The 15,163-nt window shown below is 72.8% G+C and carries 16 protein-coding genes; 4 read left to right on the top strand and 12 right to left on the bottom strand.

Annotated features, from left to right (window positions below; genetic code table 11):
- Nucleotides 1-40: 40 nt before the first annotated feature.
- The 3 genes from rpsN to rpmB are packed head-to-tail and all read right to left on the bottom strand — an operon-like array spanning nucleotide 41 to nucleotide 752.
- Nucleotides 41-346 carry a 30S ribosomal protein S14 gene (rpsN, locus tag E0W78_RS11505; protein WP_131404096.1) on the bottom strand — a complete coding sequence of 102 codons (306 nt, stop codon included), beginning with the start codon at nucleotides 344-346 and terminating at the stop codon, nucleotides 41-43.
- The gene (gene rpmG, locus E0W78_RS11500; RefSeq protein WP_131404095.1) at nucleotides 346-516 is read right to left on the bottom strand and encodes a 50S ribosomal protein L33; all 171 of its coding nucleotides are present in this window, start codon (nucleotides 514-516) and stop codon (nucleotides 346-348) included. The genes rpsN and rpmG overlap by 1 nt, the downstream gene beginning before the upstream one ends.
- On the bottom strand, nucleotides 516-752 hold the full coding sequence (gene rpmB / locus E0W78_RS11495; protein ID WP_131404094.1) for a 50S ribosomal protein L28: 237 nt from the start codon (nucleotides 750-752) through the stop codon (nucleotides 516-518). The genes rpmG and rpmB overlap by 1 nt, the downstream gene beginning before the upstream one ends.
- Before the next feature lie 60 nt (nucleotides 753-812).
- Between rpmB and E0W78_RS11490 the strand changes: the two genes are divergently transcribed.
- The 4 genes from E0W78_RS11490 to ykgO are packed head-to-tail and all read left to right on the top strand — an operon-like array spanning nucleotide 813 to nucleotide 2,456.
- Nucleotides 813-1,058 carry a type B 50S ribosomal protein L31 gene (locus E0W78_RS11490; RefSeq protein ID WP_131404093.1) on the top strand — a complete coding sequence of 82 codons (246 nt, stop codon included), beginning with the start codon at nucleotides 813-815 and terminating at the stop codon, nucleotides 1,056-1,058.
- Entirely contained in the window at nucleotides 1,055-2,116 is a 1,062-nt protein-coding gene (locus tag E0W78_RS11485) for a GTP-binding protein (protein ID WP_131404092.1), read from the top strand. The genes E0W78_RS11490 and E0W78_RS11485 overlap by 4 nt, the downstream gene beginning before the upstream one ends.
- Before the next feature lie 29 nt (nucleotides 2,117-2,145).
- Nucleotides 2,146-2,337 carry a 50S ribosomal protein L32 gene (gene rpmF, locus E0W78_RS11480; RefSeq protein WP_131404091.1) on the top strand — a complete coding sequence of 64 codons (192 nt, stop codon included), beginning with the start codon at nucleotides 2,146-2,148 and terminating at the stop codon, nucleotides 2,335-2,337.
- Nucleotides 2,334-2,456: a type B 50S ribosomal protein L36 gene (ykgO, locus tag E0W78_RS11475; RefSeq protein ID WP_019145831.1), complete on the top strand. Its 123-nt coding sequence runs from the start codon at nucleotides 2,334-2,336 to the stop codon at nucleotides 2,454-2,456. The genes rpmF and ykgO overlap by 4 nt, the downstream gene beginning before the upstream one ends.
- A gap of 53 nt (nucleotides 2,457-2,509) precedes the next feature.
- Here ykgO and E0W78_RS11470 read toward each other — a convergent pair whose 3' ends face one another.
- From E0W78_RS11470 to E0W78_RS11430, 9 genes are all read right to left on the bottom strand, one after another.
- Nucleotides 2,510-3,712, bottom strand: a complete 1,203-nt coding sequence (locus E0W78_RS11470) for an MFS transporter (RefSeq protein WP_131404090.1) — start codon at nucleotides 3,710-3,712, stop codon at nucleotides 2,510-2,512.
- A gap of 13 nt (nucleotides 3,713-3,725) precedes the next feature.
- The gene (narI, locus tag E0W78_RS11465) at nucleotides 3,726-4,469 is read right to left on the bottom strand and encodes a respiratory nitrate reductase subunit gamma (protein ID WP_131404089.1); all 744 of its coding nucleotides are present in this window, start codon (nucleotides 4,467-4,469) and stop codon (nucleotides 3,726-3,728) included.
- Nucleotides 4,466-5,110: a nitrate reductase molybdenum cofactor assembly chaperone gene (gene narJ / locus E0W78_RS11460; RefSeq protein ID WP_131404088.1), complete on the bottom strand. Its 645-nt coding sequence runs from the start codon at nucleotides 5,108-5,110 to the stop codon at nucleotides 4,466-4,468. Before narJ ends, narI begins: the two co-directional genes overlap by 4 nt.
- Nucleotides 5,107-6,774 (bottom strand): nitrate reductase subunit beta, encoded by a 1,668-nt coding sequence (gene narH, locus E0W78_RS11455; RefSeq protein WP_131404087.1) that lies wholly within the window; start codon nucleotides 6,772-6,774, stop codon nucleotides 5,107-5,109. Before narH ends, narJ begins: the two co-directional genes overlap by 4 nt.
- Nucleotides 6,774-10,517 (bottom strand): nitrate reductase subunit alpha, encoded by a 3,744-nt coding sequence (locus E0W78_RS11450; RefSeq protein ID WP_131404086.1) that lies wholly within the window; start codon nucleotides 10,515-10,517, stop codon nucleotides 6,774-6,776. Before E0W78_RS11450 ends, narH begins: the two co-directional genes overlap by 1 nt.
- Nucleotides 10,518-10,601: 84 nt before the next feature.
- On the bottom strand, nucleotides 10,602-13,298 hold the full coding sequence (locus E0W78_RS11445) for an Ig-like domain-containing protein (RefSeq protein WP_131404085.1): 2,697 nt from the start codon (nucleotides 13,296-13,298) through the stop codon (nucleotides 10,602-10,604).
- A 64-nt stretch (nucleotides 13,299-13,362) separates the two neighbouring features.
- On the bottom strand, nucleotides 13,363-14,163 hold the full coding sequence (locus E0W78_RS11440) for a CPBP family intramembrane glutamic endopeptidase (RefSeq protein WP_131404084.1): 801 nt from the start codon (nucleotides 14,161-14,163) through the stop codon (nucleotides 13,363-13,365).
- Between the two features lie 81 nt (nucleotides 14,164-14,244).
- A complete protein-coding gene (locus tag E0W78_RS11435; RefSeq protein ID WP_131404083.1) occupies nucleotides 14,245-14,778 on the bottom strand; it encodes a potassium channel family protein in 534 nt (177 codons plus the stop codon).
- Between the two features lie 3 nt (nucleotides 14,779-14,781).
- Complete coding sequence (locus E0W78_RS11430; protein WP_131404082.1) at nucleotides 14,782-14,985, bottom strand: hypothetical protein; 204 nt, start codon at nucleotides 14,983-14,985, stop codon at nucleotides 14,782-14,784.
- Nucleotides 14,986-15,163 lie beyond the last annotated feature (178 nt).

The following is a 15,163-nucleotide window of genomic DNA, read 5'->3' as shown; positions in this document are numbered from 1 at the left end:
GAGCCGCCGGGAGCCGCCTCGCCGAGCCCTGGGCGCCGGTCTACCAGCTGGACTTGGTGATCCCGGGCAGCTCGCCGCGGTGGGCCATCTCGCGGAACCGGATGCGTGACGTGCCGGTGAGCCGCACGAACCCGCGCGGACGTCCGTCGACCTGGTCGCGGTTGCGCAGCCGCACGGGCGACGCGTCACGAGGCAGGCGCGACAGGGCGCGGACGGCGGCCACCTGCTCGGGTGAGCCGGGCGCGGCCTGTCGCACCCCCTCCTTGAGCGCGGCGCGGCGCTCCGCGTAGCGGGCGACCACCTCACGGCGACGTCGGTCGGCGGCGATCTTGCTCTGCTTGGCCATCAGCGCTCCTCCTTGAACGTCACGTGCCGGCGCACGCGGGGGTCGTACTTCATGAGCTCGAGCCGGTCGGGGTCGTTGCGGCGGTTCTTGCGGGTGACGTACGTGTAGCCCGTGCCCGCGGTGGACCGGAGCTTCACGACCGGCCGGACGTCGCTGCTGCGGCTCGCCATCACACGCTCCCATCGCGCCGGACGATGTCGGCCACCACGGCGTCGATGCCGCGCTGGTCGATCGTCTTGATGCCCCGGGCGCTGACCCGCAGCGTGACGTGGCGCCCGAGCGTCGGCACCCAGTACCGCTTGCGCTGGACGTTGACGTCGAAGCGGCGCTTGGTCCGCCGGTGCGAGTGCGAGACGTGGTGACCGAACCCGGGCTCGGCGCCGGTCACCTGGCACGTGCGTGACATGACTTCCTCCTGTGCGTACTATTGGGAATGATTCTCATTCTCACACACGGAAGGAGCAGCATGCGCCGCGGCATCCACCCGCCCTACGCCCCGGTGGTCTTCCGGGACCGCTCGACCGGCGACCTCACGCTGACCCGCTCGACCATGACCAGCGACAAGACGATCGAGCTCGGCGGCACCACCTACCCCGTCGTCGACGTGGACGTCACCACCGCCAGCCACCCGTTCTGGACCGGTCGCGGACGCGTCGTCGACAGCGAGGGACGCGTCGAGCGCTTCCGGCGTCGCTACGGCAGCCGCGCATGAGGACGCCCGTCGTCCTGCTGACCGGCACCGACCGCGACGCGCTGGCCACGACGATGGTGGGCCTGCTGTTCGACCTGCCCGGGGCGGTCGCGGTGCGCCACCACATCGACGTCGACGCGGGCGTGCTGCGCCGCGTCGTCAGCGACATGAGCGGCGTGCTGGAGCAGCACGAGGTGCACCTCGAGCACGCCTGCGTCAGCTGCGCCCTGCGCGAGGACGTCCTGCCGACGCTCGAGCGGCTGGCGACCGACGGACGCTGGTCGACGATCGTGGCCCACCTGCCCGTGGGCGCCGAGGCCGACCAGGTGTGCCACGTGCTGGCGCTGGACTCGCGGCTCGCCCGCCGGCTGCGCGTCGCGTCGGTCGTGGCCGCGCTGCCCGGCACCGGTGTCGAGCAGGACCTGCTCGGCGACGACCTGCTGGCCGAGCGGGGCACCCACTGCGGCCCGGACGACCGTCGCGGCGTCGCCGAGGTCACCTGCGCGATGATCGAGCACGCCGACGTCACGGTCGCGGTCGGCGAGCCGTCCGACGCCGGGCTCGACCTGCTGGCCGCGCTCGCTCGTCCCGGGGCACGGGTCGTGGCCGGCACCGAGCACGTCGACGCGGCGGCGCTGACCGGGCACGTCCACGACTACGGCCGCACGGCGGCCTGGACGGGCACGGTGCTGGACTGCGAGCTGCCGAGCCTGCGGTCGCCGCACGTCTGGCGCCTGGACCTGCGTTCGGACCGTCCGTTCGACCCGGCGCGCCTGCTCGACGACCTGGAGACGCTCGCGTCCGGGCCGTTCCGCTCGCGCGGCTGCTTCTGGCTGCCGACCCGTCCCGAGCGCGCCCTGGTGTGGGACGGCGCGGGCGGCCAGCTGAGCATCGGCGACGGCGAGTCGTGGGGTCCGCGCGCGCCGCGCACCCGGCTCGTCCTGACCGGCACCGGCGACGTCCCGGACGGGCTGGAGGACGCGTTCCACGGTCTGCTCGTGGCGCCCGACGCCGTCCTGGACGACTGGAGCACGACCCACGACGGCTTCGAGCCCTGGCTGGGAAGCATCTCGGCCTGATCGCTGTTCACACCACCGCAGGAGGACCCATGGCAGTACCGAAGCGCCGCACGTCGCGCAGCAACACCCGTCACCGACGGTCCCAGTGGAAGGCGTCCACGCCCGAGCTGGTGACCGTGACGGTCGACGGCCGCGAGCACCGCGTCCCCCGACGCCTCGTCGCCGCCGTCCACGCAGGGCTGGTCGATCCCACGACCGGCCGGAACAGGAGGATCGCATGAAGGTCAGGAACTCGCTCCGCTCGCTGAAGAACCAGCCGGGCTCGCAGGTCGTGCGCCGTCACGGACGCACCTACGTGATCAACAAGCAGAACCCGCGCCTCAAGGCCCGCCAGGGCTGAGCCCCCACGCACGACGGCCCCCGACCTGATGCCAGGTCGGGGGCCGTCCCGCGTCAGCGGCCGGACGGCTGGCGGACGGTGAACAGCAGCGCGCCGAGCGCCACGACCACCAGCAGCGCGAGCCCGAGCCCGTAGTCGTCCAGCCCCACGCCGTAGGTCGCGCCCATGACCAGCGGCGGGAAGAAGCCGCCCAGGCCGCCGGCCGCGCCGACGAGACCGGTCACGGTGCCGACCTTCTCCGGCGGCGACTGCACCGCCACCCAGGCGAACACGCCGCCGGTCCCCAGGCCCAGGAAGAGCGCGAGCAGGATGAACGCGAGGCCGGCCGGCACCTCGACCGGCGGCTCGAGCGCGACGACGACGGCCATCACCGCGGTGCCCGCGAGCGACGTCATGACGACGGTCCGTGGCCCCACCTTGTCCGAGAGCACGCCGCCGAGCGGGCGCGCGACGACGGCGGCGATGGCGAACCCGGCCGTGCGGGCGCCGGCGGCCTTGAGGTCGAAAGCGTAGACGTCCGTGAGGTACGTCGGCAGGTAGGTGGAGAACGCGACGAAGCCGCCGAAGGTGACGGCGTACAAGAACGACATCCGCCACGTCACCGGCAGCCGCAACCCCAGGGCGAGCTTCGGCAGGACGGGGTTGTGGTTGGGCTGCCAGAGGGGCGAGTCGCGCATGAGCAGCCAGCAGACGGCCGCCGTCACGAGCAGCGCCGCGGCGACCAGCACGTGCGTCGCGGTGTAGCCGAACCACTCCACCATGCGCGGCGTGAAGAACGACGACAGCGCCGTGCCGCCCATGCCGGCGCCGAAGACGCCGGTCGCGAACCCGCGCCGCGGCGCCTCGTACCAGGCGTTGACGAACGGCACGCCCACCGCGAAGGTCGTGCCGGCCACGCCGAGGAAGAACCCGAACACGAGCAGCAGCCCGTACGACCCCCGGTCGCCCGCGAACGCCACCAGCAGGACGAACGGGGCGGACGCCGCGAGCAGCACCGGGAACATGAGCCGCCCGCCGAGCCGGTCGGTCAGCGCGCCGGCCAGGATGCGGCCGAGCGAGCCGACCAGCACGGGGATGGCGACGAGCAGCGACTTCTGCGAGCTCGTGAGGTCGAGCTCCTGGGCGTAGCGGACGCCGAGCGGCCCCACCACGTTCCAGGCCCAGAAGCTGACCGCGAACGCGAGCGTCGCGAGCGCGAGGTTGCGGCCCTGGCCGCGCAGGTCGGGGGTGGTCTCGGTGGTGCGCGTGCTCGTCATCTCGGCTCCTGGGTCAGCGGCGGGCCCGGTCGCTGGTGCCGACCGCGCTCCAGCCCCGGCGGGGCGGGCGGGCCGAGGCCAGGTCGTCCCGGCTGCGGTAGACGATGTAGGGACGGAACAGGTAGTGCAGCGGTGCGGTGAAGGCGTGGACGAGCCGGGTGAACGGCCAGATCGTGAACAGCACCATCGCCATCAGCACGTGGGCGTGGAACTGGATCGGGGCGGCGGCCATCGCGTCGACGTCCGGCTGGAAGGTGAACAGCGACCGGAACCAGGGCGAGACGGTCTGGCGGTAGTCGTGCGCCTCGTGCCCGGCGCCCACCGCCTTGAGCGTCGTCCAGAGTCCGAGCGCGATGGTCGTGACCAGCACGGCGTACATGAGCTTGTCGTTGCGCGTGGTGGCCATGAAGACCGGTCCGGTCGTGCGCCGGCGGTAGACGAGGATCAGCAGCCCGCCGAGGGTGAACAGCCCGGCGATGCCGCCCATGACGAGCGCGTTGACGTGGTACATCTCCTGCGTCACGCCGATCGCGTCGGTCCAGGACTCGGGGATCACCAGGCCGATGACGTGACCGATGAGCACGACCAGGATGCCGATGTGGAAGATCGGGGAGCCGATCCGCAGCAGCCGCGACTCGTACAGCTGCGACGAGCGGGTCGTCCAGCCGAACTTGTCATACCGGTAGCGCCACCACGTGCCGCCGACGAGCACCGCGAGCATCACGTACGGCAGGACGCCCCACAGCACGGTGCTCATGCGCGCGTCCCGTCCAGCACCGGCAGCAGCCGCGGGTCGTAGGGCTCCAGCCCGACGGCCTCCGGCGCGGGCGGGCCGGCCATCGCCATGGCCGCCCGGCGGTCGGCGGGCGACTCCCCCGGCAGGGTCGCGCACACCGCCGCCAGCGCGCCGGCGTACGGCGTGCCGCGGTCGAGCAGTGCCAGCCGCACCAGCTCCAGGGCCGGCCGGAAGTCCAGCAGCAGCTCGCTGCCGGCGGCCAGGTCGGCCACGGCTGCGAACTCCAGCACCATCGACAGGTGGTCGGGCAGCTCGCCGCCGGTGTCGACCAGGAAGCCGCTCGCGCGGTACGCGGACTTGAACCGGCCCAGCACCTCGCCGCGGCGGCGCGTGTCGCCGTCGGTCCAGTAGCTCAGGTGCAGGGCGTGCTTGCGGCTGAGGTCGAACAGGTCGACGTACCCGGTCTGCAGGACGTCCAGCGGCGTGCTCGCGAGGTGGTCGACGAGCTCGCGCAGCCCTGGGTGGACGCCGGGGTGCTCGTCGAGCGCGGCCCGCAGCGCAGGCACCCGCGCGAGCAGGTCCTCGTCGGGGTAGCCCAGCGTCCACGACGCGACCTGGTAGGTCACGCGGGTCGCCGTCTCGTCGGCCCGGCGCCGCCTCACGACGCGTCCTTGGCGGTGGGCGGGAACATGCCGTCCGGACGTCCGTTGCCGTCCCAGTTCAGCAGGTTGACCCGGCCGCGCATGGATCCGTCCGAGGCCGGCTCGTCGGCGGTCTGCCGGTCGCGCAGCGCGTGGAAGGTCTCGACCGCGACGGGCACCGGGCTGCCGCTCGCCTCGCCGAACGGACCGGAGTCGTACATGCCGGGGCCGTCGTCGAAGTCCAGCGAGCAGCCCATCTCCTCGAGCCGGTGCGCGTCCTCGACGTGGGCCGTGGGGATGACGTACCGGTCCTCGTACTTGGCGATCGCCATGAGCCGGTACATCTCGTAGAGCGCCTCCTCGCTCATCCCGACCGAGGCCGGGATGGACGCGTCGGGCTCGCGGCCCAGCGACACGCCCCGCATGTACGAGCGCATCGCGGCGAGCTTGCGCAGCACCCCGGTGACGACGTCGGTGTCGCCGGCGGTGAACAGCTCGGCCAGGTACTCGACCGGGATGCGCAGCGCCTCGATGGCGCCGAACAGCGTGCCCGCGTCCTCGGCGTCGTGGCCCTGGGACGACAGCAGGTCGACGACCGGGGACAGCGGCGGGACGTACCAGACCATCGGCATCGTCCGGTACTCCGGATGCAGCGGCAGCGCGACCCGGTACGTCTTGGCCAGCGCGTAGACCGGCGACCGGCGCGCCGCGTCGAGCCAGTCGTCCGGGATGCCGCTGCGCCGCGCCTCGGCGACCACCTCGGGGTCGTGCGGGTCGAGCATGAGGTCGAGCTGGGCCTCGTACAGGTCCTGCGGGTCCTCGACCGAGGCGGCGGCCGACACGGCGTCGGCGTCGTAGAGGAACAGGCCGAGGTAGCGCAGCCGGCCGACACAGGTCTCCGAGCACACCGTCGGCAGGCCGACCTCGACCCGCGGGTAGCAGAACGTGCACTTCTCGGCCTTGCCCGAGCGGTGGTTGAAGTAGATCTTCTTGTACGGGCAGCCGGTGATGCACTGGCGCCAGCCGCGGCAGCGGTCCTGGTCGACCAGCACGATGCCGTCCTCGGCGCGCTTGTAGATCGCCCCGGACGGGCACGAGGCCATGCACGACGGGTTGAGGCAGTGCTCGCAGATGCGCGGCAGGTAGAACATGAACGTCTGCTCGAGCTCGAGCCGGACCTTGTCCTCGGACTCGCGGCGCAGCTTCTCCACCACCGGGTCGAGGCCGAGCGTCTCGCTCGAGCCGCCCAGGTTGTCGTCCCAGTTGGCCGACCAGGTGATCTTGGTGTCCTCGCCGGTGATGAGCGACTTGGGCCGGGCCACCGGGAAGTCATCGCCCAGCGGCGCCTCCACGAGCGTCTGGTAGTCGTACGTCCACGGCTCGTAGTAGTCGCCGAGCTCTGGCTGCACCGGGCTGGCGAAGATGCCGAACAGCTTCTTGACCCGGCCGCCGGCCTTGAGCCGCAGGTTCCCGTTCCGGTTCAGCTCCCAGCCGCCGCGCCAGCGCTCCTGGTCCTCGTAGCGCCGCGGGTAGCCCTGGCCGGGCCGCGTCTCGACGTTGTTGAACCAGACGTACTCCGTGCCGGCACGGTTCGTCCACGCCTGCTTGCAGGTCACCGAGCAGGTGTGGCACCCGATGCACTTGTCCAGGTTCATCACCATGCCCATCTGGGCCATCACACGCATCAGTACTCGACCTCCTGGGACCGCTTGCGGACCGTCGTGACCATGTCGCGCTGGTTGCCGGTGGGACCGAGGTAGTTGAACGTGTACGACAGCTGCGCGTAGCCGCCGATCAGGTGGGTGGGCTTGACCAGCAGCCGCGTGACCGAGTTGTGGATGCCGCCGCGGCGGCCCGTCGCCTCGGACTTCGGGACGTCGATCGTCCGCTCCTGCGCGTGGTAGACGTACACGACACCGGCCGGCATCCGGTGGCTGACGATCGCCCGGGCCACGAGCACGCCGTTGGCGTTGACGCACTCGACCCACTCGTTGTCGTGGACGTCGATGCTGTCGGCGTCCTGCGGGCTCATCCAGACCGTCGGGCCGCCGCGCGAGAGCGACAGCATGAGCAGGTTGTCCTGGTACTCGGAGTGGATCGACCACTTCGAGTGCGGCGTCAGGTAGCGGACGGTCACCGTGGCGCCGTCCGGCCCGAGCCGCGGCTCGCCGAACAGCCGGTGCATGTCCAGCGGCGGCCGGTAGGTCGGCATGGACTCGCCGAGGTCGGACATCCAGTCGTGGTCGAGGTAGAAGTGCATGCGCCCGGTGAGCGTGTGGAACGGCTTGAGCCGCTCGATGTTCACCGTGAACGGCGCGTAGCGGCGGCCGCCGGTCTCCGACCCCGACCACTCGGGGCTGGTGATGACCGGCACCGGCTGCTTCTGGGTGTCGGCGAACGTGATGCGCCGCTCCTCGGAGCCCTCGGCCAGGTCGGCGAGCGGCTTGCCGACCCGTTCCTCGAGCGTCCGGAAGCCCTGCACCGCGAGCTCGCCGTTGGTGGTGCCGGAGAAGGAGAGGATCGCCTCGGCCAGCTTGGTGTCGGTGTCGATCGCCGGACGTCCGTCGCCGGCGCCACCGAGCATGACGCCGTTCTTGCGCGCCAGCCGCTCGACCTCCTCCTCGAGCCGGTAGGTCACGTTCTTGACCGTGAACCCGAGCCGGTCGGCGAGCGGGCCGACCGTGGCCAGCTTGTCGGCGATGGCGGTGTAGTCGCGCTCCACGACGGTGAACACCGGCATGTCGCGGCCCGGGCGTCCGGGCCGGTCGGCGTCGCGCCAGTCGACGACGCGGCCGCCGGGCTGGGCGGTCTCACCGGGGGTGTCGTGCTGCAGCGGCACGCTCACCAGGTCCTTGCGCACCCCCAGGTGCGTGCGGGCCATCTCGGAGAACCGCTGGGCGAGCAGGTGGAAGGTGTCGAAGTCGCTCTTGGCCTGCCACGGCGGGTCGATCGCCGGGGTGAACGCGTGCACGAACGGGTGCATGTCGGTGGACGACAGGTCGTGCTTCTCGTACCAGGTCGCCGCCGGCAGGACGACGTCCGACAGCAGCGTCGTGGACGTCATGCGGAAGTCGGCCGAGACGAGCAGGTCGAGCTTCCCCTCGGGCGCCTCGTCGTGCCAGGCGACCTCGCTCGGGCGCGGGACGTCCGGCGCCTCACCGCCCTCGCCGTCGACACCGCGGACGTTGGAGTGGGTGCCCAGGAGGTGCTTGAGGAAGTACTCGTTGCCCTTGGCCGACGAGCCGAGCAGGTTCGAGCGCCACAGCACGAGGGTGCGCGGCCAGTTCTCGGGGGCGTCCACGTCCTCGATGGCCGGGGTGAGCTCGCGCCGGTGCAGGGCCTCGGCGATGTACGACGCGGCGTCCTGCGCCCGTCCTTCGGCGACCGCGGCCTCGGCGTCCTCGGCGACCTGCAGCGGGTTGGTGGCGAACTGCGGGTAGAACGGCATCCAGCCCAGCCGCGCGGACTGCGCGATCGCGTCGGCGGTGTGCTTGCCCTGGAGGTGGCCCTTCGCGAGCGGGGAGGCGAGCGAGTCGGCGGAGTAGCCGTCCTGGCGCCACTGCCCAGTGTGCATGTACCAGTAGGACGTGCCCGTCATGGTGCGCGGCGGGCGCGACCAGTCCAGCGCGTTGGCCAGCGAGATCCAGCCGGTGACCGGCCGGCACTTCTCCTGCCCGACGTAGTGCGCCCAGCCGCCGCCGTTGCGGCCCATGCAGCCGGTGAGGATCAGCAGCGCGAGCATCGCCCGGTAGGTCGCGTCGCCGTGGAACCACTGGCAGACGCCGGCGCCCATGATGATCATCGAGCGTCCGCCGGACTCCTCGGCGTTCTGGGCCAGCTCGCGCGCGACCCGCAGGCACTGCTCGGCCGGGACGCTGGTGATCTCGGCCTGCCACGCGGGCGTGTAGGGGGTGCTCGCGTCGTCGTACCCGGTCGGCCACTCCCCCGGCAGCGGCGCCCCGGCCACCTCGCGGACGACGCCGTACTGGGCGAGCATCAGGTCCAGCGACGTCGTGACCAGGTGGCCGCCGACACGGGAGGCGGGGACGCCGCGGCGCAGCACCGAGCCCTCGCCGTCCGCGGCCACGAACGCCGGCAGCAGCACCTCGACCGGCTCCGCGTCCACCGCCCCCTCCCCGTCGGCGACGGACAGCAGCGGCTCGACGCCCTCCAGGTCGAGGTTCCAGCGTCCCTTGCCGGACTCGGCGTAGCGGAACCCCAGCGAGCCGTTCGGCACCACCGGCTCGCCGGTGGCCCCGTCGAGCACGACCGTCTTCCAGGCGTCCTCGTCCTCGGCTCCGCCGAGGTCGGCGGCGGTGAGGAACTTGCCGGGCACCAGCCCGCCGTCGGCGTGCTCGTCGAGCCGCACCAGGAACGGCAGGTCGGAGTACCGGCGCACGTAGTCGGCGAAGAACGGCGTGCGGCCCTGCGCGTAGTGCTCGGTGAGGATGACGTGCCCCATCGCCATCGCCAGCGCGCCGTCGGTGCCGGCCTGGGCCGGCATCCACTCGTCGGCGAACTTGGTGTTGTCGGCGTAGTCGGGACTGACCGTGACGACCTTGGTGCCGCGGTAGCGCACCTCGGCCATCCAGTGCGCGTCCGGCGTGCGGGTGACCGGGACGTTCGAGCCCCACATCATCAGGTAGGTCGCGTCCCACCAGTCTCCGGACTCCGGCACGTCCGTCTGGTCGCCGAAGACCTGCGGGCTGGCCACCGGCAGGTCGGCGTACCAGTCGTAGAAGGACGTCATGACGCCGCCGATGAGCTGGATGAACCGGGTGCCGACGCAGTGCGACACCATCGACATCGCGGGGATCGGCGAGAACCCGGCGCAGCGGTCCGGCCCGTGGGTCTTGATCGTGTGGACGTGCGCGGCGGCCGCGATCTCGACGGCCTCCTCCCAGCTGGCCCGCACGAGGCCGCCCTTGCCCCGGGCGCGCTGGTAGCGACGGCGTCGCTCGGGGTCGGCCGTCACGTCGGCCCACGCCAGCACCGGGTCGCCCAGCCGGGCCTTGGCCTCGCGGTACATCTCGAGCAGCACGCCGCGCACGTACGGGTAGCGCACCCGCGTCGGCGAGTAGGTGTACCAGGAGAAGGCAGCCCCGCGGGGGCATCCGCGGGGCTCGTACTCGGGTCGGTCGGGTCCGACCGAGGGGTAGTCGGTCTGCTGGGTCTCCCAGGTGATGATCCCGTCCTTGACGTAGACCTTCCACGAGCAGGACCCGGTGCAGTTCACGCCGTGCGTGGACCGCACGACCTTGTCGTGGCTCCAGCGGTCCCGGTAGAAGACGTCGCCCGCGCGCCCGCCCTCCCGGAAGACCGCCCGGCCGTCGTCCGTCTCGTCCCAGCGCGTGAAGAACCGTCCTGCGTCCAGCAGCGCCTGGCTCGCCGGGCCGTCAGCGGCCCGCCCTCTCCCCCGTGAGGCCATGCTCGGGACGCTACGTCCGCGCGGGGACCACCGGCAACGGACCGCAGGTGAACTCTGCGTTTCACCGGGGGTCGGCGCCGCGCGTCAGGCCCGGACGCGCGGACGGCCGCGGCGCACGAGCCACGCACCGGCCCCGAGCAGCGCCGCGCCGAGCACGCCGAGCCAGAGTGCCGGTCCGCCGGCGTCCGGGAGCCCGCCGGTGAGGTCGTCGGTCGTGGTGCTCCCGTCGGGCGGGGTGCCGGTGCCGCCCTCGTCGTCCGGGACGACGTCGTCCGCCGCCACGTCCACGACGACCTCGGCGCTCGCGCACAACGGGTCGGGGCCGGGTGAGCAGATGCGGTACGTGAACCGGTCGCGTCCCGTGAAGCCCTGGTCGGGCGTGTAGACGAACCGGCCACCGGCCCGGCGGACCGAGCCGTCCTGCGGGTCGACGGTCACCGTGGGTGCGCCCGAGGCGCCCGCGTCGTTGGCCAGCGCGTCGATCCTGACCGGCGTCCCGGCGTCCGTCCGCGCCCGGTCGTCGACGGCGAGCGGCGACACCTCGACCCGGACGGTACCGCTGGCGCACAGGCTCGGGATGCCGTCGTCGCAGACGATGACCGCCACCTCGTCGCGTCCGGAGAACCCGGCGGCGGGGCGGTAGTCGACCCGCGACCCGGTGATCGTGGCGGTCCCGTGTGCGGGGTCCTGGGCGACGACGTAGGTGAGCGCGTCGCCGTCGGGGTCGCTGCCGGCCAGCGTGCCGTCCACGGGCTGGCCGGTGACGGTGCGCAGCACCTGGTCGGGCAGCACCGGCGGCGTGTTGGCCGGGCGGACGACGACGTCCACCTCGGCCTCGGCGCACAGCGTCGGGGCCGACGCCGCGCAGAGCCGGTACCGCATGACGTCCGTGCCGAGGTAGCCCGGGCCCGGGGTGTAGCGGATGCTGCCGTCGGGCAGCACGGCCGCGAGCCCGTGGCTGGGGCCGCTCACGAGGGTGACGACGACGTCGTCACCGAGGTCGTTGGCGCGGACCGGCACGGTGACCGGCACGTCCTGCGGGGTGACCAGGCGGTCGTCCGTCGCCACCGGCACGACGTCGACGGTCACGCTGGAGTCGTCGCACAGCACCGGGTCGCCGTTGTCGCAGACCTGGTAGGTGAACGTGTCGACCCCGGTGAACCCGTCGTCGGGCAGGTAGCCGAACACCCCCGACGGCAGGACGATCGCGGTGCCGTTCGCGGGGTCGCTGGTGGCCCGGGTCTGCAGGTTCTGCCCGGGGTCCGGGTCCGAGACGTCGAGCCGGCCCACGACCGTCTGGTCGACGGGCGTGGTCACCGTCACCGGGTCGGCCACCGGCGGGCTGTTGGTCGGAGCGGCCGCGGTCACGACCGTCTCGACGCTCGCCGCGGAGGAGGTCCCGTCGTTGTTGCCCGGGTCGGGGTCGGGCGTCGTGGACGTGCCGCGCACCGTGTTGGTGAACACGCCCGAGGACGGTGCCGTGGCCGTGATCGTCCGCGTGACCGTGGACCCGGCGGCGAGCGTCCCGACGTCCCAGGTGACCGTGCCCCCGGCGACGGTGCCGCCGTCGCTGGCCGTGACGCCGGTCAGCTCGGCCGGGACGTCGTCGGTGACCTCGACCCCGGCGGCGCTCGCCGGCCCGTCGTTCGTGACGGTGACGGTGTAGGTCAGGGTCCCGTTCGCGTCGACCGTGGCCGGACCGGTCTTCGACACCACGAGGTCCGCGCTGGGCCGGACGACCGGGTCGGCGCACTGCGGCGCCGGGTAGCCGTCGGCGGGTGGCGTGGCGACGTCGTCGCGGACGACGTTGGCCACCGTGCCCGACTGCACGTCGAAGACCTGCGGCGAGGCGGGCGGCGTGCGGTCGTCCACGACGATCGGAGCGCCGGCGCTGTCGCCGGCGAAGGTCCCCTGCGTGCGCGTGGTGCCGGTGAATCCGTAGCGCCCGAAGCCGGTGACCGCTCCGTCGTTGGTCAGCGCCGTCGCCACCAGGCCGCCGCTGAGCGACTGGCGCCACGAGCCGTTGTTGCCGAACGTCCCGGAGGCGAGCACGTAGCCGTCGTTCGTCGACGGACCGTTGTTGGTCAGGCCGCCCTGGACGACCAGGGCGCACCGGTTCGCGAGGCGGCCGGAGCCGTCGACCTGCACGGTCCCGGCGACCGCGGCCGCGCCGGTGTTCGTGAACCGGCCGCTGACCGTGGCCGGGCCCTCGACGGTGAGCACGCGGTTGTTCTCCAGCGAGGCGGCACCGTTGAGGTTGAGCGCCCCGCGGACGCGTAGCGTGCCGTCGTTGACGATCGCTCCGGCCGCGGGCGAGAACCCGGAGGCGATCTCGACCGTGCCGCCCGGACGGTTCAGGAACCGGCTCGATCCGTTCACGTTGAGCCCCTGGACGACGACGGTGCCGGCGTTGTCGAGCCGGAACCCGGTCGACACGGCGATGCTCGGCAGCGAGACCTCGGCGCCGGCCGCCACCACGAGCGCGCCGGACGCGTTGTTGAGGTAGGCCGCGTCCAGCTCGGCGGACGCGGCCACGCACAGCCGTCCGGTCTCGGGCAGCGCGTCGACGCCGCCGGAGAACGTGCCGCCGCGGAGCAGGAGCGTCTCCCCGGCCGCGACCTGCACGGACGCGGTGCGGTCACCGGTGAGGGTGCGCGTGGGCGCGGAGCACTCCGAGGCGAAGTCGGCCGACGCCGGGGCCGCCGCGCCGACCAGCGCCGTCGCCGAGGCGACCGCCATCGCGGTCGCGATGGTCCAGGCCCGTCCCCACCCGCGCGTCATGGCAACACCGTAGGGGCGGACCGGAGCCCTGGGAACCGGGACGTCCCTCGGTGGCCGGGTCCGGTCACGTGGCCGGCACGGGCTCGATCCGGCGGCGCCCCACCAGCACGACCAGCCCCACCACCAGGTAGGCGGCGACGGCCGCGAGCGACCCGAGGTAGGTCTCCTGGTCCACGAGGATCGCGGTGCCGGTCAGCAGCGAGAAATCGAACAGCCCGTGCAGGACCGAGTTCACGACGTTGCCGCCGGAGACCCGACGGGTCAGGTAGAAGAAGTACCCCGCGAAGCTGACCGCCAGGGCCTGCGGGATCGCCTGCGCGCCGTGGCCGATCGCGTTGGTGAGGTGCACCGCGCCGAAGACGACGCTCGACCACAGCGCCACCTTGCCCTCGGTGAGCCCGTGGACACGGAGGGCGGTGACTCCGATGCCCCGGAACATGCCCTCCTCGCCCCACCCGACGAGCTGCGTGGCCAGGAACAGGGCCAGGACGAAGCCGACCGACTTCTCGCTCAGCGCGCCGTAGTCGACCGCGACGAGGCTGCAGAGCAGGAACACGACCGGCACGACCCACAGCCAGCGGCGGACCGGCCGGTCGTCGCGCAGCACCGGCCGCCACCAGCCGAGGGCCGCCACGACGGCGTACGTGAACACCAGCGCGACGCCCAAGGGAAGCCACATGCTCCACAGCACGCCCTCGACGGTCGTGAGGTCGTCGTCGTGGTCGCCGACGCGCGACAGCACGAGGCCGCCCAGCTGGATGATCGCCAGGTAGACCACGACGACGACGCCGAACTGCCACAGCGCGAGCGGCCGGAGAGGCTCGCCGCCGGACGTCACGTCGGGACCGCTCGAGGGTGTGCTCATGGCGCGGACACTAGCGGCGACCACGGCCCCGCGTCCGTGACCGGCGCCACGAGCCGGGCGTCGGCATCGCGGCCACGCACCTCACCGGTCGCGCGCCGGCTCGCCCGCCACGTCCTCGGGCTCGCCGCGCCGGGCCCGCGCCCGGGCGCGCTCGCGCAGGCGGTTGGCGAGCAGGCTCCCGGCGGCCGCGACCAGCACGATGTCGACGAGCATCTGGACGAGCACCAGCACGCGAGCCCCCTGCCCGACGGCGTGGACGTCGCCGTAACCGATCGTGAGCATCGTCGAGCAGGTGAAGTACAGCGCGTCGACCCGCGTCGTGAGCCCGGCGACCTCGCCCGGCCGGTGCACCTCCAGCGCGTAGAACCCCAGCGCGAACGCCATGACCACCAGCCCCACCGACGCGACCAGCCCGTCCACCCGCCGGTCGCCGTCCTCGGCGGTCAGGCGCAGCTGCCACAGCAGCACGGCCGTGGCCAGGACGAGCAGCAGCAGGGCGCCGAGCGACCGGACCACCGTCGTCCCGCCGTCACCGGGACGCACGGGCACCGTCATGAACAGGGCGAGGAGCAGGCCGACGACCGTCCCGAGGCGCAGCCAGCGCGTGCCGTCCACCGATCAGGCCTCGGGGATCGTGACGACCTCGACGACGTCCACGCCCAACGACGTCAGCAGGTTGAGGATGCCCTGCAGCTCCTGCTGGTCGGCGACGTCCCCGCTCAGCGTGGTCGAGGCCGGGTGGTGGCGGGCGACCAGCTGCGGGAAGGCGGTGAGCAGGTCCTCGTTGAGGTCGGCGTCGACCCGGATCAGCATCCTCGCCATCGCCTCGCCCCTCATCGTCGCTCCCCGTGTCGTTCCCTCGCCGAGGCGACGGCCGGGCCTGCGGCCGGCGTCCGGCTGGTGGCTCGAACCTCGTCGACGGCCGCCCCGTCAGGTGTCCCTGCCGGTCACCGACGTCCCCGTGACCGTACGGCTCGGGTCCTCGACGCTGGCTCACCGG

The organism is Aeromicrobium sp. IC_218 (assembly GCF_004336805.1).
Taxonomy (GTDB): domain Bacteria; phylum Actinomycetota; class Actinomycetes; order Propionibacteriales; family Nocardioidaceae; genus Aeromicrobium.
Note: the sequence above shows the minus strand (reverse complement) of the source record. Positions and strands in the feature narration are given on the sequence as shown.

Excerpts from the sequence above, each read along its gene's own strand:
- rpmG (WP_131404095.1), bottom strand. The coding sequence starts at position 516 with ATGGCGAGCCGCAGCAGCGACGTCCGGCCGGTCGTGAAGCTCCGGTCC.
- narI (WP_131404089.1), bottom strand. The coding sequence starts at position 4,469 with ATGAGCACCGTGCTGTGGGGCGTCCTGCCGTACGTGATGCTCGCGGTG.
- rpmB (WP_131404094.1), bottom strand. The coding sequence starts at position 752 with ATGTCACGCACGTGCCAGGTGACCGGCGCCGAGCCCGGGTTCGGTCAC.
- E0W78_RS11490 (WP_131404093.1), top strand. The coding sequence starts at position 813 with ATGCGCCGCGGCATCCACCCGCCCTACGCCCCGGTGGTCTTCCGGGAC.
- E0W78_RS11430 (WP_131404082.1), bottom strand. The coding sequence starts at position 14,985 with ATGGCGAGGATGCTGATCCGGGTCGACGCCGACCTCAACGAGGACCTG.
- E0W78_RS11450 (WP_131404086.1), bottom strand. The coding sequence starts at position 10,517 with ATGGCCTCACGGGGGAGAGGGCGGGCCGCTGACGGCCCGGCGAGCCAG.
- E0W78_RS11440 (WP_131404084.1), bottom strand. The coding sequence starts at position 14,163 with ATGAGCACACCCTCGAGCGGTCCCGACGTGACGTCCGGCGGCGAGCCT.
- rpsN (WP_131404096.1), bottom strand. The coding sequence starts at position 346 with ATGGCCAAGCAGAGCAAGATCGCCGCCGACCGACGTCGCCGTGAGGTG.
- E0W78_RS11445 (WP_131404085.1), bottom strand. The coding sequence starts at position 13,298 with ATGACGCGCGGGTGGGGACGGGCCTGGACCATCGCGACCGCGATGGCG.
- E0W78_RS11470 (WP_131404090.1), bottom strand. The coding sequence starts at position 3,712 with ATGACGAGCACGCGCACCACCGAGACCACCCCCGACCTGCGCGGCCAG.
- ykgO (WP_019145831.1), top strand. The coding sequence starts at position 2,334 with ATGAAGGTCAGGAACTCGCTCCGCTCGCTGAAGAACCAGCCGGGCTCG.
- rpmF (WP_131404091.1), top strand. The coding sequence starts at position 2,146 with ATGGCAGTACCGAAGCGCCGCACGTCGCGCAGCAACACCCGTCACCGA.
- narH (WP_131404087.1), bottom strand. The coding sequence starts at position 6,774 with ATGCGTGTGATGGCCCAGATGGGCATGGTGATGAACCTGGACAAGTGC.
- E0W78_RS11485 (WP_131404092.1), top strand. The coding sequence starts at position 1,055 with ATGAGGACGCCCGTCGTCCTGCTGACCGGCACCGACCGCGACGCGCTG.